General features: G+C 37.0%; 16 protein-coding genes. All 16 read right to left on the bottom strand.

Annotated elements, in window-relative coordinates:
- Window positions 1-78: 78 nt before the first annotated feature.
- Complete coding sequence (locus tag HLX49_RS02280) at window positions 79-747, bottom strand: zinc-ribbon domain-containing protein (protein ID WP_296360689.1); 669 nt, start codon at window positions 745-747, stop codon at window positions 79-81.
- A gap of 4 nt (window positions 748-751) precedes the next feature.
- On the bottom strand, window positions 752-1,120 hold the full coding sequence (locus HLX49_RS17195) for a zinc-ribbon domain-containing protein (RefSeq protein WP_438272971.1): 369 nt from the start codon (window positions 1,118-1,120) through the stop codon (window positions 752-754).
- 784 nt (window positions 1,121-1,904) lie between these two features.
- A complete protein-coding gene (gene glmS, locus HLX49_RS02275; protein ID WP_296360688.1) occupies window positions 1,905-3,707 on the bottom strand; it encodes a glutamine--fructose-6-phosphate transaminase (isomerizing) in 1,803 nt (600 codons plus the stop codon).
- Between the two features lie 643 nt (window positions 3,708-4,350).
- Window positions 4,351-4,890 (bottom strand): DUF2812 domain-containing protein, encoded by a 540-nt coding sequence (locus HLX49_RS02270; protein ID WP_296360687.1) that lies wholly within the window; start codon window positions 4,888-4,890, stop codon window positions 4,351-4,353.
- Between the two features lie 925 nt (window positions 4,891-5,815).
- Window positions 5,816-7,228 (bottom strand): PTS galactitol transporter subunit IIC, encoded by a 1,413-nt coding sequence (locus HLX49_RS02265; protein ID WP_077706562.1) that lies wholly within the window; start codon window positions 7,226-7,228, stop codon window positions 5,816-5,818.
- Between the two features lie 27 nt (window positions 7,229-7,255).
- Entirely contained in the window at window positions 7,256-7,558 is a 303-nt protein-coding gene (locus tag HLX49_RS02260; RefSeq protein ID WP_077706563.1) for a PTS fructose transporter subunit IIB, read from the bottom strand.
- A gap of 15 nt (window positions 7,559-7,573) precedes the next feature.
- Window positions 7,574-8,065 (bottom strand): PTS sugar transporter subunit IIA, encoded by a 492-nt coding sequence (locus tag HLX49_RS02255; protein WP_296360686.1) that lies wholly within the window; start codon window positions 8,063-8,065, stop codon window positions 7,574-7,576.
- Between the two features lie 23 nt (window positions 8,066-8,088).
- Window positions 8,089-8,604 (bottom strand): galactose-6-phosphate isomerase subunit LacB, encoded by a 516-nt coding sequence (gene lacB / locus HLX49_RS02250; RefSeq protein WP_077706564.1) that lies wholly within the window; start codon window positions 8,602-8,604, stop codon window positions 8,089-8,091.
- Window positions 8,605-8,614: 10 nt separating this feature from the next.
- Complete coding sequence (lacA, locus tag HLX49_RS02245) at window positions 8,615-9,043, bottom strand: galactose-6-phosphate isomerase subunit LacA (RefSeq protein ID WP_077706565.1); 429 nt, start codon at window positions 9,041-9,043, stop codon at window positions 8,615-8,617.
- A gap of 25 nt (window positions 9,044-9,068) precedes the next feature.
- Window positions 9,069-9,827 carry a DeoR/GlpR family DNA-binding transcription regulator gene (locus HLX49_RS02240; RefSeq protein WP_101932931.1) on the bottom strand — a complete coding sequence of 253 codons (759 nt, stop codon included), beginning with the start codon at window positions 9,825-9,827 and terminating at the stop codon, window positions 9,069-9,071.
- Between the two features lie 600 nt (window positions 9,828-10,427).
- Window positions 10,428-12,224 (bottom strand): S9 family peptidase, encoded by a 1,797-nt coding sequence (locus tag HLX49_RS02235; RefSeq protein WP_296360685.1) that lies wholly within the window; start codon window positions 12,222-12,224, stop codon window positions 10,428-10,430.
- Between the two features lie 799 nt (window positions 12,225-13,023).
- Window positions 13,024-13,683, bottom strand: a complete 660-nt coding sequence (locus HLX49_RS02230) for an ABC transporter ATP-binding protein (protein ID WP_101932933.1) — start codon at window positions 13,681-13,683, stop codon at window positions 13,024-13,026.
- Window positions 13,680-14,717, bottom strand: coding sequence for an ABC transporter permease (locus HLX49_RS02225; RefSeq protein WP_296360684.1), 1,038 nt, complete (start codon window positions 14,715-14,717; stop codon window positions 13,680-13,682). Before HLX49_RS02225 ends, HLX49_RS02230 begins: the two co-directional genes overlap by 4 nt.
- A gap of 63 nt (window positions 14,718-14,780) precedes the next feature.
- Window positions 14,781-16,160 carry a sensor histidine kinase gene (locus tag HLX49_RS02220; protein WP_296360683.1) on the bottom strand — a complete coding sequence of 460 codons (1,380 nt, stop codon included), beginning with the start codon at window positions 16,158-16,160 and terminating at the stop codon, window positions 14,781-14,783.
- Complete coding sequence (locus tag HLX49_RS02215; RefSeq protein ID WP_176087408.1) at window positions 16,160-16,849, bottom strand: response regulator transcription factor; 690 nt, start codon at window positions 16,847-16,849, stop codon at window positions 16,160-16,162. Before HLX49_RS02215 ends, HLX49_RS02220 begins: the two co-directional genes overlap by 1 nt.
- A 356-nt stretch (window positions 16,850-17,205) precedes the next feature.
- Window positions 17,206-18,552, bottom strand: coding sequence for a phosphoglucosamine mutase (glmM, locus tag HLX49_RS02210; RefSeq protein WP_077706572.1), 1,347 nt, complete (start codon window positions 18,550-18,552; stop codon window positions 17,206-17,208).
- Window positions 18,553-18,590 lie beyond the last annotated feature (38 nt).

Genomic DNA, 18,590 nt, shown 5'->3' with positions numbered 1-18,590 from the left:
ATGGAAAAGCTGATTTTTCTGCTAGTGTTGACCCAAAAGAATTTAAAGTAAATAGCATGGGGGAAAAAGAAGGATTTCCTAAAGTAAAAGAAGAGTGCAAAGAAGAGGTTTGTGATTATTAAATAGGACGGTATTCAGCATAGTAAAATCAAACCATTTAGTTTGAATCAAACCTCGCCCCTCTACCCGACTATAAACATAAGCAAGATAACTATGGCTTTTCTTACATTTCCAAAATACTTTATCATGAGATCCTTTTGTCACATCGGCAGGTGTTAGGTCTCCATTCTGATTGTAGTCCCATTCACTTGCAAGATGCGGATGTGTAGTAGAAAGACAGTTAGTAAAATTGACCCTTTTACCTGCACAATAAGGACATCCCTCACCGCCACCAGTTCTCTCATTAATCATCTTATCGTATGTTGATCCACACGTTTGACAATCCCAATACACAAGTTGATTAGAAAAAGGTAAATATGTAACGGGAGAGTTAGAGTCGTTCTTCTCATAGTTCCATTCTTTTGAGATTTCAGGAAACAATAATTCCAAGTTATACTCTTCTGTTGCTACTTTCCATGACAAACCTCCATAACCTTGGGCTTTACTGCCAATTTGAGCTAAAGTTACTTGCTTTTGTTCACAGATAAACCATGCCTTGAAATTTGAATATTGCCTGAAATGTTCGGGTCTTAACGGATAGTTTTCCTCATAGTCCCATATGGTTTCTATTTCTGGACACTTTTCCAATAGATTACTTTTTTCTATAATAGGTGGAATTTGAGCAAGTATAGGGATATTGACAATAACCTTTTTCTACTAATAATCGACTCTTTTCCTTATCAATCACTATTCTTTCCCTATGGGTATGTCCCCCATCATATTCAATAATAAGGTTCAGTGAAGGGATGAAAACATCTACGGATTTATACGTTCCAATTCCCTCTATTTGAGCATTTAATTCTGCATCAGTAAAAGGTTGTTTAATATAAAAATATATTGCCAGTTCTGGAAAGCTAACATTATATCTTTCATGGCATTTTGGACATCCAGTATTCTTTATTGCCCTACTTTTTGCTTGTGTTTCCCAAACATGCTCACATTCTTTGCACCTCCTAAACAATGATCTTATCTGAACCAGATCTTACATTGACTAAGGTGTTCTCATTATTTTCTTATGGATGCCATTCTTCAATTAAATCAGGTCGTTCTTCTGCAATGAAACCTCTTGTGTTCTTCATTTTTCTCTCCATGTATCTTGATAACAATTTATTAATTCAAGAATACCACTATTGTCTTATTTCGTCTTACTTCCCATCATTACTTTCTCCTACTATATATCCCTGCTAAAATGTCGGTATCCAAAGCCACTCCCCCCCAACCCCTTATTCCCCAAGGCTTCCACCCTCTTATCTCGATTTTTTCTTCCCTCCATTATGTTATTAATTTCTTCCCCAAAAGCCCCATTTTCGCCTTCTTTTTTCCACTATGGGTTGTATCGAATATTCGGATAATGTTAAATAGATCTTCCCTGAACGAGAACAGAAATAAGAAAAAAACATGAGAAAAGAGAACTGAAATGCCTCTTATTTCATCACTCTCTTTCTTCTTTCCCGTGTTCTTTCGAAATGTATAGAAAGCGATATGAAAACCACCTGAATCCCTATTGGACAAGGAATTGAAGAGATACTGAACAAAACAAAAAGACTGAATCCGTATTGGACCCAGCCCTAATTTTATATTGTTTTTTGTAGAAAAAGCGATTGAGTACATATTGTTCGCCTGCTCTTTTTCTTCTCTCTTCCTTCCGCTCCGGATACCAACTTTTTAGCAGTAGGTACCGACTTTTTAGCAGAGGGAAGTGGATTTTAGCAGGGCGATACATCACTTCAAATCCCAACTTCGCCCTACTCCACAGTCACACTTTTTGCCAAGTTACGAGGTTTATCAACATCGCAATCACGATGTAATGCAGCGTAGTAAGAAAATAGTTGTAATGGCACAACACTAGCAAGTGGTGTGAGCAATTCATGAACATGCGGGATGACAAATGCATCCGTATCTCGCTCTAGCCCCTTCATACTAATAACCATATCATTCGCTCCACGTGCTACTACTTCCTGCACATTGCCACGAATGGAGTAATTCACATTTTCCTGAGTGGCCAATGCAATAACTGGAGTTCCTTCTTCAATTAAAGCAATCGTTCCATGCTTTAATTCTCCACCAGCAAAGCCTTCAGCCTGGATATAGGAGATTTCTTTTAGCTTAAGAGCTGCTTCTAAGCACACGTGGTAATCTACGCTTCGACCGATAAAAAATGCGTTGCGAGCTGTATGCAAATACTTCCGTGCCAAATCTTCTATCGCTTCTTTTTGATCGGTTAGCACTTCCATTGCATTAGCAACGATCGCTAGCTCCTGCATTGGATCAAAATCCAACGGTAATCCCTTTGTTTTTGCAGTGTCGACTGCTAATATAGCCAATACGGCAATTTGCGCTGTATAAGCTTTGGTAGAAGCTACCGCAATTTCTGGACCTGCATATAAGTTTAACGTATAATCTGCTTCACGAGAAAGGGTGGATCCAGGCACATTCGTAATCGTTAATGCTGGATGTCCCATTTCTTTAATTTTTACTAATACAGCACGACTGTCTGCTGTTTCTCCACTTTGGGAGATAAAAATAAACAACGGTTTTTCTGACAATAATGGCATGTTATATGAAAATTCACTGGCAATATGAACTTCGACTGGAACGTTGGCAAGTTTTTCGATAAATTCCTTTCCAACTAACCCAGCATGATAACTTGTTCCTGCTGCAATAATATAAATACGATCACAGCTGTTCATAGCCTGACGAATGTTCTGATCTAGTTTAAGTTCATTATTTTCTGTTTGATATTCGCGAATAATTTTACGCATAACAAACGGCTGCTCATCGATTTCCTTTAACATGAAGTGAGGGTACGTCCCTTTTTCAATATCATTGGCATCGATTTGAGCTGTATATGGTTCACGCATAATGGAATTTCCATCAAGATCATGAATTTCAATATATTCACGATGAACGAGCACTACTTCCTGATCATGAATTTCGACATACTGATCCGTTGCTTTTAATGTTGCCATGGCGTCACTTGCAACAACATTAAATCCGTTACCTAATCCAACTAACAAAGGACTCTTATTTTTAGCAACATACAGCGTATCTTTGTTCTCATGATCAATCATACCGATCGCATAGGACCCCTTTAATAGACGCATTGCTTTACGAAAAGCTGCTGCTGTATTGTTTGTTTCTGCGAACAGCTTTTCAATCAGTTGCACAATGACTTCTGTATCTGTTTCACTAACAAAACGCACGTTCCCAAGATAGTTCTCTTTTAATTCTTGGTAATTTTCGATAACGCCATTATGAACAAGGGTAAATCTGCCAGACACGCTTTGATGCGGATGTGCATTCTCTTCGCTTGGCACACCATGAGTCGCCCAGCGCGTATGACCGATTCCCATCGTTGCACGTAATGAGCTATCTATGCTTTCTCTTAATTTTGCAATTCGACCTTTTACTTTCACAACTTGAACACCTGTGTCATTTAAAGTTGCAATACCTGCTGAATCATAACCTCTGTATTCAAGCTTTTCAAGACCATTTAGTAAAACTTCTTTCGTATCATCCTGGCCGATATATCCTACAATTCCACACATCGTTGTAGTCCTCCTTGTAAAAAAGGGGCAGGACAAACGATCCAAATAAAATATACTTTATAGGGGCGTTGTACTGCCCCTTTCTCGTGATTGTTTTTGTAACATCTTGCCGTTTCCCTTTGGCCAACAAGTTGCCTCGTTGTTTTAAGGAAGAGCGTGACAATTGAGATGTACAATCGGGAGGCACCCGCCGAACATTCGATAACCTCCAACCTCGTCAACTATGCTTTCTCCCGTTCGATTGCATAGTCCTGGCGCTTTAGAAAAACGGTTTTACTTTAATGCTCCTTTCTATATTTGAATCAATGTAAAAACTAAATCTTTAAGCGAAAGCTCCCATTGTTATACTACAAGCTACTTTCCTTATACTATAAACCTTTAAACTTTTATACTTTTATAGTACAAAAAAGGGTTCACCACATTTTAACCTTGATTTGTATTTTTAGTCAATCATTTTTTTATTAAAGCTGTATAGAGGAGCCTGATCCCTGACAATAGATAAAACAATGATTTGATTATAAATATATTATGAAAAAAATATTCAAACGTGAAAAACCAGCAGTGGATTGAAAAAACGAGACAAACATTATTTTGTCATCGTTATCAGTATTGCATCCATCATAATGTGCAATATAATGTTGGCTTACCAAAAATGTTTATTGGATTGGTAGAGGCGTATAGTGGAAAACATGCCAATAATAGTTAAACCAATACTAATTACAAGGAGTGTGTGCCATACAAAAACAGGGGAAAAAGTAAGGGTGTTCCCATGATAAAATACAATAATTCCACTCATAATAACAAACAGTAGCAAGGTAAGAAGCACGTACATGGTTAATGCAGCAAAAAAATAGAATAAATTGCGATTGCGCTTAATAATTTCTTGACGGACAGGATAATTCTGGATGTCTTTTGTTTGATTGGCAAAAATGTACCAACGTCCTCTTTGACAACATTCTCCCCATCCGCTTTGGTGTAATAATAGAGGCAGCTTATGGTGTTGCTTTTTTTGATAAGCAATATGATATTGAATCGCCTGAGGTTGGTTGCCTGCTTCGAAGATAAACAAACGGTAAAGAGGCTTTATGTCCACCAATTGCTCTCCTTGCAAAGCTTTTGCCTGAAGCCATTTTTCTGTCTTTTTTACATTATAACTCCAAAATGGCTTCCACACTGTTTTCACTCTCCATGACCTCCTTGCATATTGTACGGCAATTAACTACCTTCGTTTAATCATATGTTTTCATCTTAGAAATATGATGTTACTTTCACTTCACAAACACGGTTTTCATTGTAAAAACAGAAGGAAAAATAGTGCTAAACCCTTATGCTAGATCTACCATTTTCTTATCCTTTAAAGTGAATCTTAAATCAGTTAAATTTAAGTGGCGATTTAAGTACTGTTATCTCCTCTTAAACTTGCCAGCTTGTATCTTCCAACAACTTATTTACGTGATACACGTTTTGTGTCAAAAATTACCCTTGTAGATAAGATGCATTTCCCCAATTAACCGCGGCTAGTAAAATACCATCCATACTGCTTTTAAAATGCAAAAAATATCAGCCAATTTCCTGACTGATATTTCACCATCTAAAGGAACACATCTTTGTTTCTATCTAAACTTTTAATATCTTTCCACTTTTTTCTTCATTCGTTTGTAATACAAGCTAGACTGTATAAAAAAAGCAGTAAACTGAATAATGATAATTCCAAAAACTAGTAATTTAAATGTATCCCCATTATATAAAGCGAAATCCCTAAATATATAGACATATACTAAAATAGCGGGTATTAAAAATGCTAAATGTGTCATTGTAACTCTTCTTGCGTGTTTTAATTTATGACCTTCATCGTAATACAGTTGCAAATAAAAATAAGGAGATAATTAAGAGCCTAACTCCATAATTATCTCCTACATATTCATGCATGACACTAACAAGCATTTCTTTGGTGTTTTAACAACACATATTGAATAAGCTTATTAAGTTTACAGTGTAAAAAATTTGACAACTCTCTCTTCCTTGTTTAGAATAACTTATCTAACTTAATAGTTAGCACCTATACACAGCCTTTTAAAAGTCGAATCCTTTTTATTATAAGACTATTATTAGGCTGCTTTTTTTTCATCTTTATATTCTTTATTACGTTTCTTCATCTGTTTTACATACCAAACAAATAAGCTCAAATATGCTGCAATTGTTCCCAACGCTGTTAACACTGGTATTAATTCGAAACCATTAGCAGCTTTCCCTATTAATATAGCAATAAATTTTTCAACTGGCCCCTCCAGTGTAGAATGTGTAATGAGTGCTCCACTTTCAATTCCAGAAGGCATGGCTCCAACAGATGTTGCAACGTCTGTTACAAATGGCGCTATTACTGTCCCTGACCAAAGAAAGACGGGAATCATAATGGTACCTATTAAAATCATTCGGATAATTTTCCCTCGACAAACAACTAACAAAGCCGGAGTTAAACCAATTGCAATAATACCTCCTAAAGGAAGAATACCATTACCAGGTAAAATGAGAGCAATAAATAGCATAATTGGAGCTAAGACATTAGCTGCTGCCCACATTTCAGGACGAGCTGCTAGGAACGGCCAATCAATACCAATATTAAAAGTCCGACCTTGTAAGCGCTTACTCATAAAGGTTGTAATTCCTTGAGAAATTGGCTCCATCGCAGCTATAAACCATGTGCCGACTATAGAAAATAATTCAAGAGCTGTACCACCAATAAAAGCTAATGCGAAGATAGTTGTGACGGATTGTTGCCCTAACAAACCAACAAAAGCCCCTAAGTAAATACCAATAGCAAATTTACTTCCCCAGAAACCTATCTTTTCATTCAACCACGCTGCGTCAAAATCGTATTTATCAAGAAATGGCATTACCTTTTCAAAGAATTTATCAAATAGCATAATTAAAGGGTTTAGCAAAAAGTTTAAATGTGTCGTTGTCGTTGGATTTGATTCAGGCATGTCCAGTAAATCATTAAATGTTGGCTTCATTAAATCAGCGTTGATAAATTTCATAACTCCTAACATGATAACTAATAGAGTAGCAATAAAAAGATTATTAGAATAAAACATAACTAGCAGACCCGTTATCGATAAATGCCAAAAGTTAAAAATATCTACATCAAGTGTGTCCGTTTTATTCAAAACTAATAATACAAGATTGACAATAACTAAAATCATTAAGAAAAATAACGTATATGCCGATCCCCAAGTAATGGTAGCAAGCGGAGCCCAGCCTACATCAGTGATAGTTAATTCGATGCCGGTAGACTTTACAAAATCCTGCAAGGCAGGTGCAAAATTACTAGTCAATAAATCAATAACTGCCCCAATACCCGTTAATGCGATTGCTAATTTAAGACCGCCTTCAAGCGCTTTACTCACTTTAACTCTCATTAATACCGCAAGCAAAGTAAGTAATATAAACATCATTGGTGCTGCACCTAAATCAATAATAGGCTGAAATATTGAGTTTGCAAATTTAATAATTGCTTCCATTCTTCACACACCTTTCAAGAAATAAGTTTATTTCTTTATTTTTTTGATAGCGCTTACTAATTCTTCGAAAACCGGTTCCGCCATAGCAGGTATGCGGTAGAGAATAGGCCCGGCCTCTATTGTAGGAATATTTATATCAAAGCTAAATTTAATCTTAGAAATTGGAGTGAAAATATCATACTGATCCATCATCTCCTTGTTAATATCCTTTACTACTACAGCATCTACCTTGACATCATAACCTCTTTTTTTCATTTCTTCCTCAATTGCTGTTTTAATCTGATGACTTGAGTTAATACCCGCTCCACACGCCGCTAAAATTTTAATCATTATACACCTCTCCTTTTAAAATTTATTGGTTAAAAAGTTATAAATGGATTCGGCTGAATTTAATGTATCCAGATTCTTAACATTCTCTTTATTTGTCAAAAAAGCCATTAAATTAGATAATACATTGGTTTGATTTTGTTTTTTATTATTAATAATAAAAAACAAATAAGTAACACTTACATCTACTTCTGGACTAATCATATTTTTAAAGGTTACTTCATTATTTAATTTCACAAAAACAATGGATTGCGATCTACAATATTCTGGTTCTGTATGGGGGATAGCAACATTTGACAATCCTTTTTCAACAGGAGAAAGGTCTAGTCCTGTTGGATACTCCTTCTCTCTACTTTTAATAGCCTCTATAAAACTTTCTTTAACAAGTCCTTTTTCCATTAAAATATTCCCTATTTCATCAAAAACTTCATCTTGTGTTTGTGCGTCACTACATAAAATGAGATCCTTTTCGAAAAGAGAACAACATACACTCATTTTTCTCACCACCATCTATAAACAAGATTGTTTTCTGTTTAATCTTGATACGCTCCCTGCTCCCATTTGTCAATAAATTCATCAAAGTAATGGTCATTATTCAATTGTTCCTCATTACCTACAAGGCGATCTATTTTTTTTATCACTTCCTCTTCTTCAGGTGTTGCTTTGTATTTAGTTTTAATAAATGCATCTACTATATCTTCCATTAACCCTATACCTGTAATTCTCCCTCCCATCGCAATAATATTTGCATGTAAGTTTTCTTTGGCATATCGGGCAGCCTCTACATCTCTAACCAAAGCAGCACGAGCACCCTGTACTTTATTGGCACTGACTGAAATCCCTACGCCAGTCCCACAAATAACAATTCCTAAATCAGCTGCGCCAAGAACAACTTTTTCAGCTGTCTTTTTACCATAGATCGGATAATGTGTACGTTCTTTGTCATGGGTTCCATTATCAATAACTTCGTGACCACTTTCCGCTAAATACTTCACAAAATGATCTTTTACTTCTGTAACAATATGGTCGCATCCTATAGAAATTCTCATTATTCCACCCCTAACACATTTTATTTAGCATATCCACTCGAATTTGATGCCTTCCACCTTCATAATCTGAAGCTAAAAATGTTTCAACTATTCTTTCGGCCAACCTATTTCCCACAATGCCCGCTCCAATTGTAATCATATTTGTATTATTATGAGCTCTTGTCATTTTTGCAGAGTGTTCGTCAAATACATTTGCACATATAATACCTTTACATTTATTTGCAATCATAAATGGACCAACTCCATATTCATCAAACATCACTCCTTGGCTACCATCATGTTTTTGAATAAACTCAGTCAAATCAATAGTTACATCATAAAAATCGTTCATTTTTTTGGGAGTTATATCCTCAACGTCGTACCCTAAATACACAAGGCGCTGCTTAATAAATTCTTTAAGCTCAAATCCTTTAACATCACTACCCATTACTACTTTCATTTTTAAAACCTCCCATTTATCGTTTTTACATAATCATGTTGCACTTATTTTGATAATAATTTTTAAACTGGGGAGACAATTTACGATCAGTAACAATCCCGTCTATCTCATCAATGTGGCACAATACCTGAAAAGCTTCTACACCAAATTTAGAGCTGTCTGCCAAAATATAATTCTCATCAGAATTTTTCAATATTATTTGTTGGACAACACCTTCCTCCTCTTCTGCAGTAGTTATATGGTCATTTTTTATCCCATTTGTACCGATAAAGACTTTTTGGACTTTTATATCTTGTATCCACTTTCGTGTGAAATATCCAATAAAAGTTCCCGTACGTTCACGTAATCTACCACCTATTAAAATAAGGTCATACCTTGCATCGTCCTTAAACCGATTAAACACCGAGATAGAATTGGTAATTATTTTTGCTGCATTAACGTTTATATAATCATAAATGTATTCCGTTGTGGTTCCTGCACCAATGAACAAAACATCGTTTTCTTCAATTAATTCTGCTGCTTTTTTCGCTATATGCTTTTTCTCATCTATATGAAGCGATTGTTTTTGCAAATGGGACAATTCAGTATAATGCGTCTTTTTCTGGACCCTTCTTTTTGCTCCCCCATGCACTCTTTCTATTAAACCCATTTCCTCCAGCTCCATTAAATCACGTCGAATGGTCATTTCAGCTACACTTAATAAATTGGAGGCTTCAGCTACCTTCAGAAATCCTTTCTCATCTATTAAATTCAATATTTGCTTTTGTCGATTTTCTTTCAACATATCCAGCCTCCTGTTCTTTTATGTTTGAATTGTTCTATAATGTTAGTATAGTATATGAAAGCGTTTCATTCAATCTTATTCCTAGTTTGTTCAAACATAATTCATAATTGAATTCACAGCCATTATAATGTAAATCAAGAAATAAATTGCCTTTAATACTTAGTTACAACCTTAGAAGGATTGCAGATTTTTATATGTTCGTTAAAGAATGGTTATTGTTCGAACAAAACAAACATTTTCGATCTTTTTATTGCTATAAAGTTATTAAAAATCTAGCACTCAAATTTACTCATGAATGGGAGCTTGTTTAGCCAGGTTATCATTCATATTCTAACTTACAGCATCATAGCTGCTTTTAAAATCCATTATTTTTTGCATGGCATACTTTTCTTTAAATACTTTCATAATAGAGAAGATAGTCTGCTAAATGAAAACATAACGTTTCCATTAAAATAACGAAGAGCGCAGATTCCCATCTACGCTCTTCGTGTATTCCAAATATAAGGTAGTGTAAGACGCCCATTTTCATCATTAGAAGACGTCAGTCAGGGGATAAAACCATAAAGCGAAGACCCACTCTGATTAAAACTCCCCTTCATGCTAGCTATCTCTGTGCTGATCTAAAAAGTCAAGCATACGTTGATACACTTTAATTTCGTTCTCTTTTTTAGAAAAGCCATGTCCTTCATCTTCAAGTACAAGATAGTCAACATCACGACCTTTTTCCTTCAATTTAGCGACAATTTGGTCCGATTCTGCTTTTACAACTCGAGGATCTTTCGCACCTTGGATGACGAGCATTGGCTTTGTCATACCTTCTAAGTACGTAACAGGGGAATCCGTAATGAATCGTTCTTTATCTCGTTCTGGATCGCCAAGCCAACGGTCCATCATTGGTTTCCAATGCGGAGGCACCGAGTTTACAAATGTAAATAAGTCAGACGGTCCAAAAATATCTACAACAGCTTTAAAGTACTCAGGATGGCGACCATGCAATAGTAGCGCCATATAACCACCGTAGCTTCCACCAACTAAAAATAATTTTTCTTTCGTAGTAATGTCGTTATCAAATAACCACTTTATTCCTTCCAAACAATCAAGACGCGGTCCCTCTCCCCAGTCTTGTTCAACCATCTTTACAAATGATGCTCCGTATCCAGTACTTCCTCGGAAATTAGGGGCAAATATCGAATAACCACGATTTAGCAATGCTTGAAACATGGAACGGAATTCTTTTCGTTCTGCCGCTTGCGGTCCACCATGCGGCCAAAAAATAGTATAGCCATTATCATAGTGGGCGTGAGCTTTAAATAATAATGCTTCGATTTCCATTCCATCATAGGACGGGTACGTCACAACCTCAGGCACAACCATCTCTTCACTGGCAACGCCGAGAACACGATTATTCGTTAGCATCGTCCAACTTCCACCCTCGTATGTGTACCGATAAATATTTGCCGGTGATGTCGCCGCTCTACCTAACACATAAAGATTGCCTGACTTCGCAACTACCAATTGATCGATCGTGTCTGTTGGTGCATCTATCGTAAGCAGCTCTTTTTTTATAAGATCAAATTGATATAGCTTATCCGTCACCCCTTTTTCTGTTACGAAATAAAAGCATTGTTTTTCCTTGTTCCATTTTAGGAAATTAATACTTTCTTCTTCAACGGCTATAACTTTAGAAAATGTTCTGCTATTCACATCGAACTTGGCTAAATACGTATATTCATCCTCATAATCGGTTAAAAAGAAAATCGTCGTTTCGTCTACAAATACTGGATCCATGACAACATGTACTTTCTCCGTGTCAGAAGTTAACGGGATCTGTTCTGTGCCCACTTTTACAAATCCTATAACATATGTGTTGGCATACGTCTGTGTAAAAACAAAGGCCTTTTCTTCTTCAGAAACAGCTTCTAAAAAAGTTGGGCCTACTTCGCCCACATGAAGCAAGGTATCTTTTTCCTCCTTCAAATGGCGAACACGCGTATTTAAAAATGATGCATTTCCTTCCGATGTCATATAATAAATACGCTCACCGTCATCACTCAAGTGCGCAAAAAAGTACTTTTCTTCCGGGTCTCCAGTAACAAGCGGCTGTGGCAGCCCTCCTTCTGGTGGTATAGCATAAATATGATGATTTTCATCACCATCCTGATCAAACCCTGCTAGTACATAACGATTTTCCGGATCACATTTTAGAAAGCTACACGATTCTTCGCGATGAGCAAATAAATATGGGAACGTATTTGGCAAGTCCATTGCCCACACGTTCATTTTTCCATTTAAATTGGTGCTGAATAGGACCCTTTTTTCATTAGGAGTTACAGTAAAATTAGTGATGGCAAACGTGCGAAAGAACTGTTCCACAGTAGGTTTCGGAAATGGTATCATTTTATTTTCTTCCCTTCATTTAAGTTAGATTTAGTAGAATGCAAATGAGAATAAGGTTAGAAAACCTTGGCTTAACGCCTTTCCTTTATGGAGAAAACGGTAGTTTTGCTTATGCTATGCATCTTAGAATCTTCTAATTTTCTATACCACAAAAGGCCTCCCCTAACTTATGACTTATGAGCATGACGTAAAAGCAATTGAAAAGAAATTGCACTTTGAATTATTACATAGTGGAAGCACTTTATTTCCACCTTCATTAATATATGTCTCTATGATTCGCTGAAAATGCTATTATTTTTAGACTAGTTTCAAAATTAATCTATGTCAAGTTTTTATACGTTTCATGTTACCATCCAGGAAGTAAGAAAAGATCGGATGTTCACCAATTTTAGCGAAAAACACCATCGTTTGGCATAAACTATAAATTCATAGTACTCGATACGTTTAAATGTATAATACAATTTAATGAATCTGTATGTGCTAATTAGAAGGGAACGATTTTATGGGAAGAAATAGAAATGATAACGAGAAAGATCTATTTGATAGAGCATTTATTGGTAGTCCTGCTTTTATGATCGTACTAGTAATAATAGGCAGTATGACCTTTAATTACTTTAAATAAACACACTTTGTAAGTAAATCACACGTAATGCCGCCTCGATTCTTTCATCTAACGTATGTTTACTTCTTCTTTTAGACATAGAAAATGCCCCCAATATCGTAGTAAAGAGTTTTTATTATTTCTCTGTCTACCATAGTGGGAGCATATCATGCAACGGGATGGGTACCTCCCTAGTCGTTAACCCAATTCCACTTTTCCATCGCGAATAGTAATGATTCTGTCAGCATAGCCTAAAACGCGCTCATCATGCGTTACCATTACACCCGCTTTATTGCCCTCTTTCACCTCATTAGCGAGTAGCTTGACGACTTCCTGTCCGCGACTAGAGTCGAGGCTTGCTGTCGGCTCGTCCGCCAATATAAGTTTCGGATCATTCACTAATGCTCTAGCAATAGCTACTCGCTGCCTTTCCCCACCAGAAAGCTCATTCGGATAATGATGAATACGGTGCTCTAAACCAACATGAGCAAGTATGTCTGTTTTTTGCTGCTTCGATTTATGAGCAAGGACAGAAATAACATTTAATTGATCCTTCACTTTTAAATATGGAAGTAAATGAGCGGCTTGAAAAATAAACCCGATTTTTTCCAACCTGCGCTTCGTTACTTCTTTCTTAGATAGCGTTACAATATTTTCCCCATCCAGTAAAACTTTGCCGCTAGTAGGTGATAATAATGCGCCTGCAATAGATAACAGCGTACTTTTTCCTGATCCTGAAGGACCAACGACTGCTACAAATTCTCCAGCCTGCACCTGTAAAGAAGCATCATTTAAAGCAACATACTCTTTTGGTCCATCTTGATATACTTTATGGACATGCTCTAATACTAACGTCATGTTGCCACCCCCTCAATCGCTTCTAGTGGATCAATCTGGATCACTTGATAAAGCGATACGACTGCCCCTAACACAGATACCACGATAATAATAATCGCTGGTTGTACAATTGTTGCCATGTTCAAAATAAATGGCATATCAGCTGGGAATAATGCGCCGATTCCAAAGCTAATCGCTGTAGCAATCCCTACGCTAACGATAGAAAGAAGAATAACCTGGGTGATTAATCCCGAAATTAAATATTTATTATTCGCACCAAGCGCTTTTAAAACACCGAATTGGTCTCGTTTTTGTAATGTCATTACATAGAAAAACACGGCTAGCACAAACGCAGTAATGACATACAAAAAAATAATCATCATGTTAAGGGAAGCTTGTTCTTGTGAATAACTTGGAATACCATGAAGAGCATCCATTTTAGGAATAGTGGAATAAGCACCATCTGCTACTGATTCCCCTTTTACCGCCACCGCATTCACTTGTTCCAAATCATCGCTTTTAACAAACACAACTGGTGTATGGCTATAACGTTGCTCTGTTGTAAACCCAGCTACGACATAGGTCGTTTCCTCACCCAACTGTAATTTATCACCTAATTGAATGCCATCCTGCTTTAGACTTTCATCCGCTAGCACTTCATTTTCTTGCTTAGGAGACCTCCCTTCCGTTACTTCCGGAATTAACATACCATCACGTTCTGTTGCAAATAACGCTAGACTAATTTGCTTGTCTCCACCACCGACTGTTGCATTCATCATTTGGATAGAGAGCGTATTAGCCTCCTGTTCTTGATCATTTATTATTTCCTTTGCTTGATGCATTGGAATAAATGAGCTGCCTAACTCGCCTTCTGCTTCCGCTTCTAAGACAAGGGAGTCGGCTGTTAAACCTTGAATAGAAGATGCATTATCTGCAGATAAGCCTTCAGCTAAACCAGATACAATAAAAATAAGACTTACCGTTAACGTTGTAATTAAGCCGATTAAAATATATTTTGTTTTTGCAAATAAGAGTTCTCTAATGGCCAGAAACATGTTGTTCCCTCCCGTTCTGACCATAGTATAGCTCCTATATATGAACAGAGGATGAACGAATCGTTACACTTGCGGTAGGATGACGACTACCTTCGTCCCTTGACCGAGTTCGCTATCCACCATAATTGTCCCCTCGTGCAACTCCACAATCTTCTTCGCAATCGCTAATCCGAGACCCGTACCTCCTTCTTTCCTCGTTCGAGCCTTATCCACTTTATAAAAACGGTCAAAGATTTGACGCAGATCTTCCTCAGCAATGCCAATCCCCGTATCCGACACCACCACTTGCACGTCATTTTTTCGCTTTTGTACATGGATGAAAACATCTCCGCCATCTGGCGTGTAACGAATCGCATTCGTCATCACATTCATCCATACTTGATAAAGAAGCTTTGGCTCACCTTTCATCAATGTATCATGGTTATCAAATTGTATGGTTATATGTTTTTGTCTCCATTGCCATTCCAATGTGGATATAATATCTTTCCATTGTTCATTAACATGAAACGTTGTAAATTCGAACTTTTCCTCCGTTTGGTCTAGCTGGGATAGTGTTAGTAATTGCCTGCTTAAAGCAGATAGCCGTTTACTTTCTTTCTCTATAATGGATAAGTAATAACGTCTCGCATCCTCCGTTAATGCTTCTTCTTGCAACGCTTGAGAAAATCCTTGAATCGAGGTAAGTGGAGATTGAATCTCATGAGACACACTGGACACAAAAGCTTGTCTTTTTTCTTCCGTTTGCTGTAGACTCTGACTCATTATGGAAAAGTCTTTGGCTAAACGACCAATTTCATCTTTTCGATGAACAGATAGCTTAATATGATAATTTCCGGCGGCTATTTTTCTTGTTGCTGCCTTTAGTAATTGAATTGGTTTCACTATCCATCGTGTACTAAACAAAATAAATAGAAAACTAAGCAATAAGATTAAAACAATAAGCACAGCAAAGAAAAGCCGCATTTCTCCAAATTGCTGCGCGGAATTAGGGCGCACAAATAGTGCATATTCCGATCCCTCATTGCTTTCAATAGGAATACCAATTGTATTTGCCAGCGTATGATCAAAAAAACCTGTTACAAATAAACGCCACGGATAGTTTTTTATACCATGATAGATTTCGCCAGCCAATACGCGATCTACCACTTCCCTAGAGGTTTGCTCTTCATCGAATGGCTTCCCAAAGGATCGATCACTTCCATATGGATCGGTTAAATAAAATGAATAACCTAAATCCGTTATTTCAGACAAATATTCATCCAGTGGCTGCTCACTACTTTTATATAAATCAACAATATTATGCGCAATCTCTGTAACTTTGGCATCGTTTTTTGGCTTTAAAACATATTGGTAATATCCATTACTCACAATAAAAGCAATAATAGAACTGGCAATCATAATAACGAAAGTGGTTACTATAATACGAAAATATAATGTTCGCATTAAGACTGTCCTCCCGCCTTTAGCGTTTCTAGCTTATATCCAACCCCTCGCACAGTTTGGATCGTAAAATCGCTTTGACAATGGGAAAACCGTTTCCTTAACCGTTTAATATGTACATCTACTGTACGATCATTTCCTTCATATCCTAACCCCCACACATGCTCAATTAATTGCTCTCTCGTAAATATTTGATTAGGATAACTAGCTAATTGTGCTAACAGCTCAAACTCTTTTAAAGGCAGAATAATTGTTTTCCCACCTACTTGTACTTCATAATTTTTACGATTAATACACATCGTGCCAATTTGAATCTTATCATCATGGATCATTTGAAATCTCCTGAGCAATGCCTTTAAGCGAAAAAGCACTTCTTTCGGCTCGAACGGTTTCACAATATAATCATCTGTTCCAGCACGATAAGCTTTTTCCTTATCTGCAAGCTCTCCCTTTGCCGTCAACATAAGTACTGGAATATTATAAAATGTACGCATATGTTTACATAGATCAAATCCGTCCAGCTTAGGCATCATAATGTCGACAATAGCTGCTTGTACATCTGTTTGTTCCATGATGGATAATGCTTCTTCCCCATCCTCCGCTTCCACCATTTGATAACCTTCCTTTTGTAAATACAATCGTAATAGTTCTCGAATATGCGCATCATCATCTACAACTAATACCGTAATCAAGTTTTTCACCCCTACTAACATATATTTTGCATCTACTTCTCCATCTATAAGTAAATTGAACCATTTAATTATAGTATAAATAAGCGATGACCTCAGCCAATGATGAAGAACTTAGCTTTTCGCTAAATTTCACGGTAATAAACATTTTCTTTTTCTATAATCCAGAAAAAAAAGCCGAACAATTGCATGATCATTGTTCGGCTTTTTGTATAAAAAATGCTAACCATCGCTATAGCACATCACTTCGATTCCGTGCCTGTTCCTCAACAAACGCTACTCGCAAAGTGTTCTACCAAATAGGCTTCGTTTTGCATTCGTTCTCTGCGTTATGTCCTAGCTTTTCTTATACCTTTTTATTATTCATCTCTTCCAAGTAGCTTTTCAATCACATCGACAATTCGCTTCACATATAAATCACATTCTTCTTTAGTTGGGGATTCAACCATGACACGAACAAGTGGTTCTGTACCTGAAGGACGAACGAGCACGCGACCTTGTGTACCTAGCTCCTGCTCCACCGCATCAATTGCTTGCTTTATGTCTGGATGATGCATTGCTTTATCCTTATCTGTTACACGAACATTTTTTAGTACTTGTGGATAAATTTTCATTTCATCGGCAAGTTCTGACAAAGGCTTGCCTGTCTCTTTCATAACATTGACCAATTGTAGTGCGGATAACATTCCATCTCCGGTTGTATTATAGTCTAGGAAAATAATATGCCCTGACTGTTCTCCACCAAGGTTGTAACCGCCTTGGCGCATTTCAGCCATCACGTAACGGTCACCAACTTTTGTTTTGTCGCTACGCATTCCATTTGCCTCTAATGCTTTATAAAAACCAATATTGCTCATTACTGTAGACACAACGGTACTATGACGAAGCACGCCCTTTTCATTCATGTACTTCCCACAAATAAACATGATTTGATCGCCGTCAACAAGTTTCCCTCGTTCATCTACAGCAATTAAACGATCACCGTCACCGTCAAAAGCTAAACCAACATCTGCGCCTTTTTCAAGGACAAATCCCTGCAACTTTTCTGGATGAGTCGATCCTACTCCATCATTAATATTTAGTCCATCTGGGGAAGAACCGATAGAATAGATATCTGCTTCTAGATCAGCGAATAAGTGCGTAGCAAGGGCTGAAGTAGCACCATGTGCACAGTCAAAAGCAATTTTTAATCCATCAAATTCATTATCAACCGTATCTTTCAAATAAGAAAGATACTTTTGTCCACCTTCAAAATAATCATTAACCGTCCCTACTTCTGCACCAATTGGTCTAGGGAGTTCATCCTCACCATCCAAAATGGCTTCAATTTCTAATTCCTGATCATCCGTCAATTTAAATCCATCTGGTCCAAAGAATTTAATCCCATTATCTTCTACAGGATTATGAGATGCCGAAATCATAACACCTGCTTGTGAACTAGTTGCTTTTGTCAAATAAGCAACTCCTGGAGTGGAAATAACACCTAAACGCATTACTTCTGCTCCAATAGATAGCAATCCAGCTACAAGTGCTCCTTCAAGCATATGACCAGATACACGGGTATCGCGTCCTATTACGATTTTGGCACGTGGTGTTTCTTTCGTTAACACGTAACCTCCAGCTCGTCCAAGCTTAAAAGCTAACTCTGGTGTAAGATCTTTATTTGCCACTCCTCGTACACCATCTGTTCCAAAATATTTTCCCATGTAATTTCTCTCCTTTTTATCAATTCCACCAATTCTTA

Origin of the sequence: Virgibacillus sp., from assembly GCF_013393565.1 — a bacterium.
Classification (GTDB): Bacteria; Bacillota; Bacilli; order Bacillales; family Amphibacillaceae; genus Virgibacillus; species Virgibacillus dokdonensis.
The sequence above is the reverse complement of the archived record's forward strand: the minus strand, read 5'-3'. Positions and strand labels throughout refer to the sequence as shown.

Coding starts and splice junctions, on each gene's coding strand:
- HLX49_RS02220 (WP_296360683.1), bottom strand. CDS start 16,160: ATGCGAACATTATATTTTCGTATTATAGTAACCACTTTCGTTATTATG.
- glmM (WP_077706572.1), bottom strand. CDS start 18,552: ATGGGAAAATATTTTGGAACAGATGGTGTACGAGGAGTGGCAAATAAA.
- HLX49_RS02240 (WP_101932931.1), bottom strand. CDS start 9,827: ATGTTGAAAGAAAATCGACAAAAGCAAATATTGAATTTAATAGATGAG.
- HLX49_RS02265 (WP_077706562.1), bottom strand. CDS start 7,228: ATGGAAGCAATTATTAAATTTGCAAACTCAATATTTCAGCCTATTATT.
- lacA (WP_077706565.1), bottom strand. CDS start 9,043: ATGAAAGTAGTAATGGGTAGTGATGTTAAAGGATTTGAGCTTAAAGAA.
- HLX49_RS02230 (WP_101932933.1), bottom strand. CDS start 13,683: ATGACGTTAGTATTAGAGCATGTCCATAAAGTATATCAAGATGGACCA.
- HLX49_RS02255 (WP_296360686.1), bottom strand. CDS start 8,065: ATGGTGGTGAGAAAAATGAGTGTATGTTGTTCTCTTTTCGAAAAGGAT.
- HLX49_RS02225 (WP_296360684.1), bottom strand. CDS start 14,717: ATGTTTCTGGCCATTAGAGAACTCTTATTTGCAAAAACAAAATATATT.
- lacB (WP_077706564.1), bottom strand. CDS start 8,604: ATGAGAATTTCTATAGGATGCGACCATATTGTTACAGAAGTAAAAGAT.
- HLX49_RS02260 (WP_077706563.1), bottom strand. CDS start 7,558: ATGATTAAAATTTTAGCGGCGTGTGGAGCGGGTATTAACTCAAGTCAT.
- HLX49_RS02235 (WP_296360685.1), bottom strand. CDS start 12,224: ATGATACCATTTCCGAAACCTACTGTGGAACAGTTCTTTCGCACGTTT.
- glmS (WP_296360688.1), bottom strand. CDS start 3,707: ATGTGTGGAATTGTAGGATATATCGGCCAGGATGATACGAAAGAAGTT.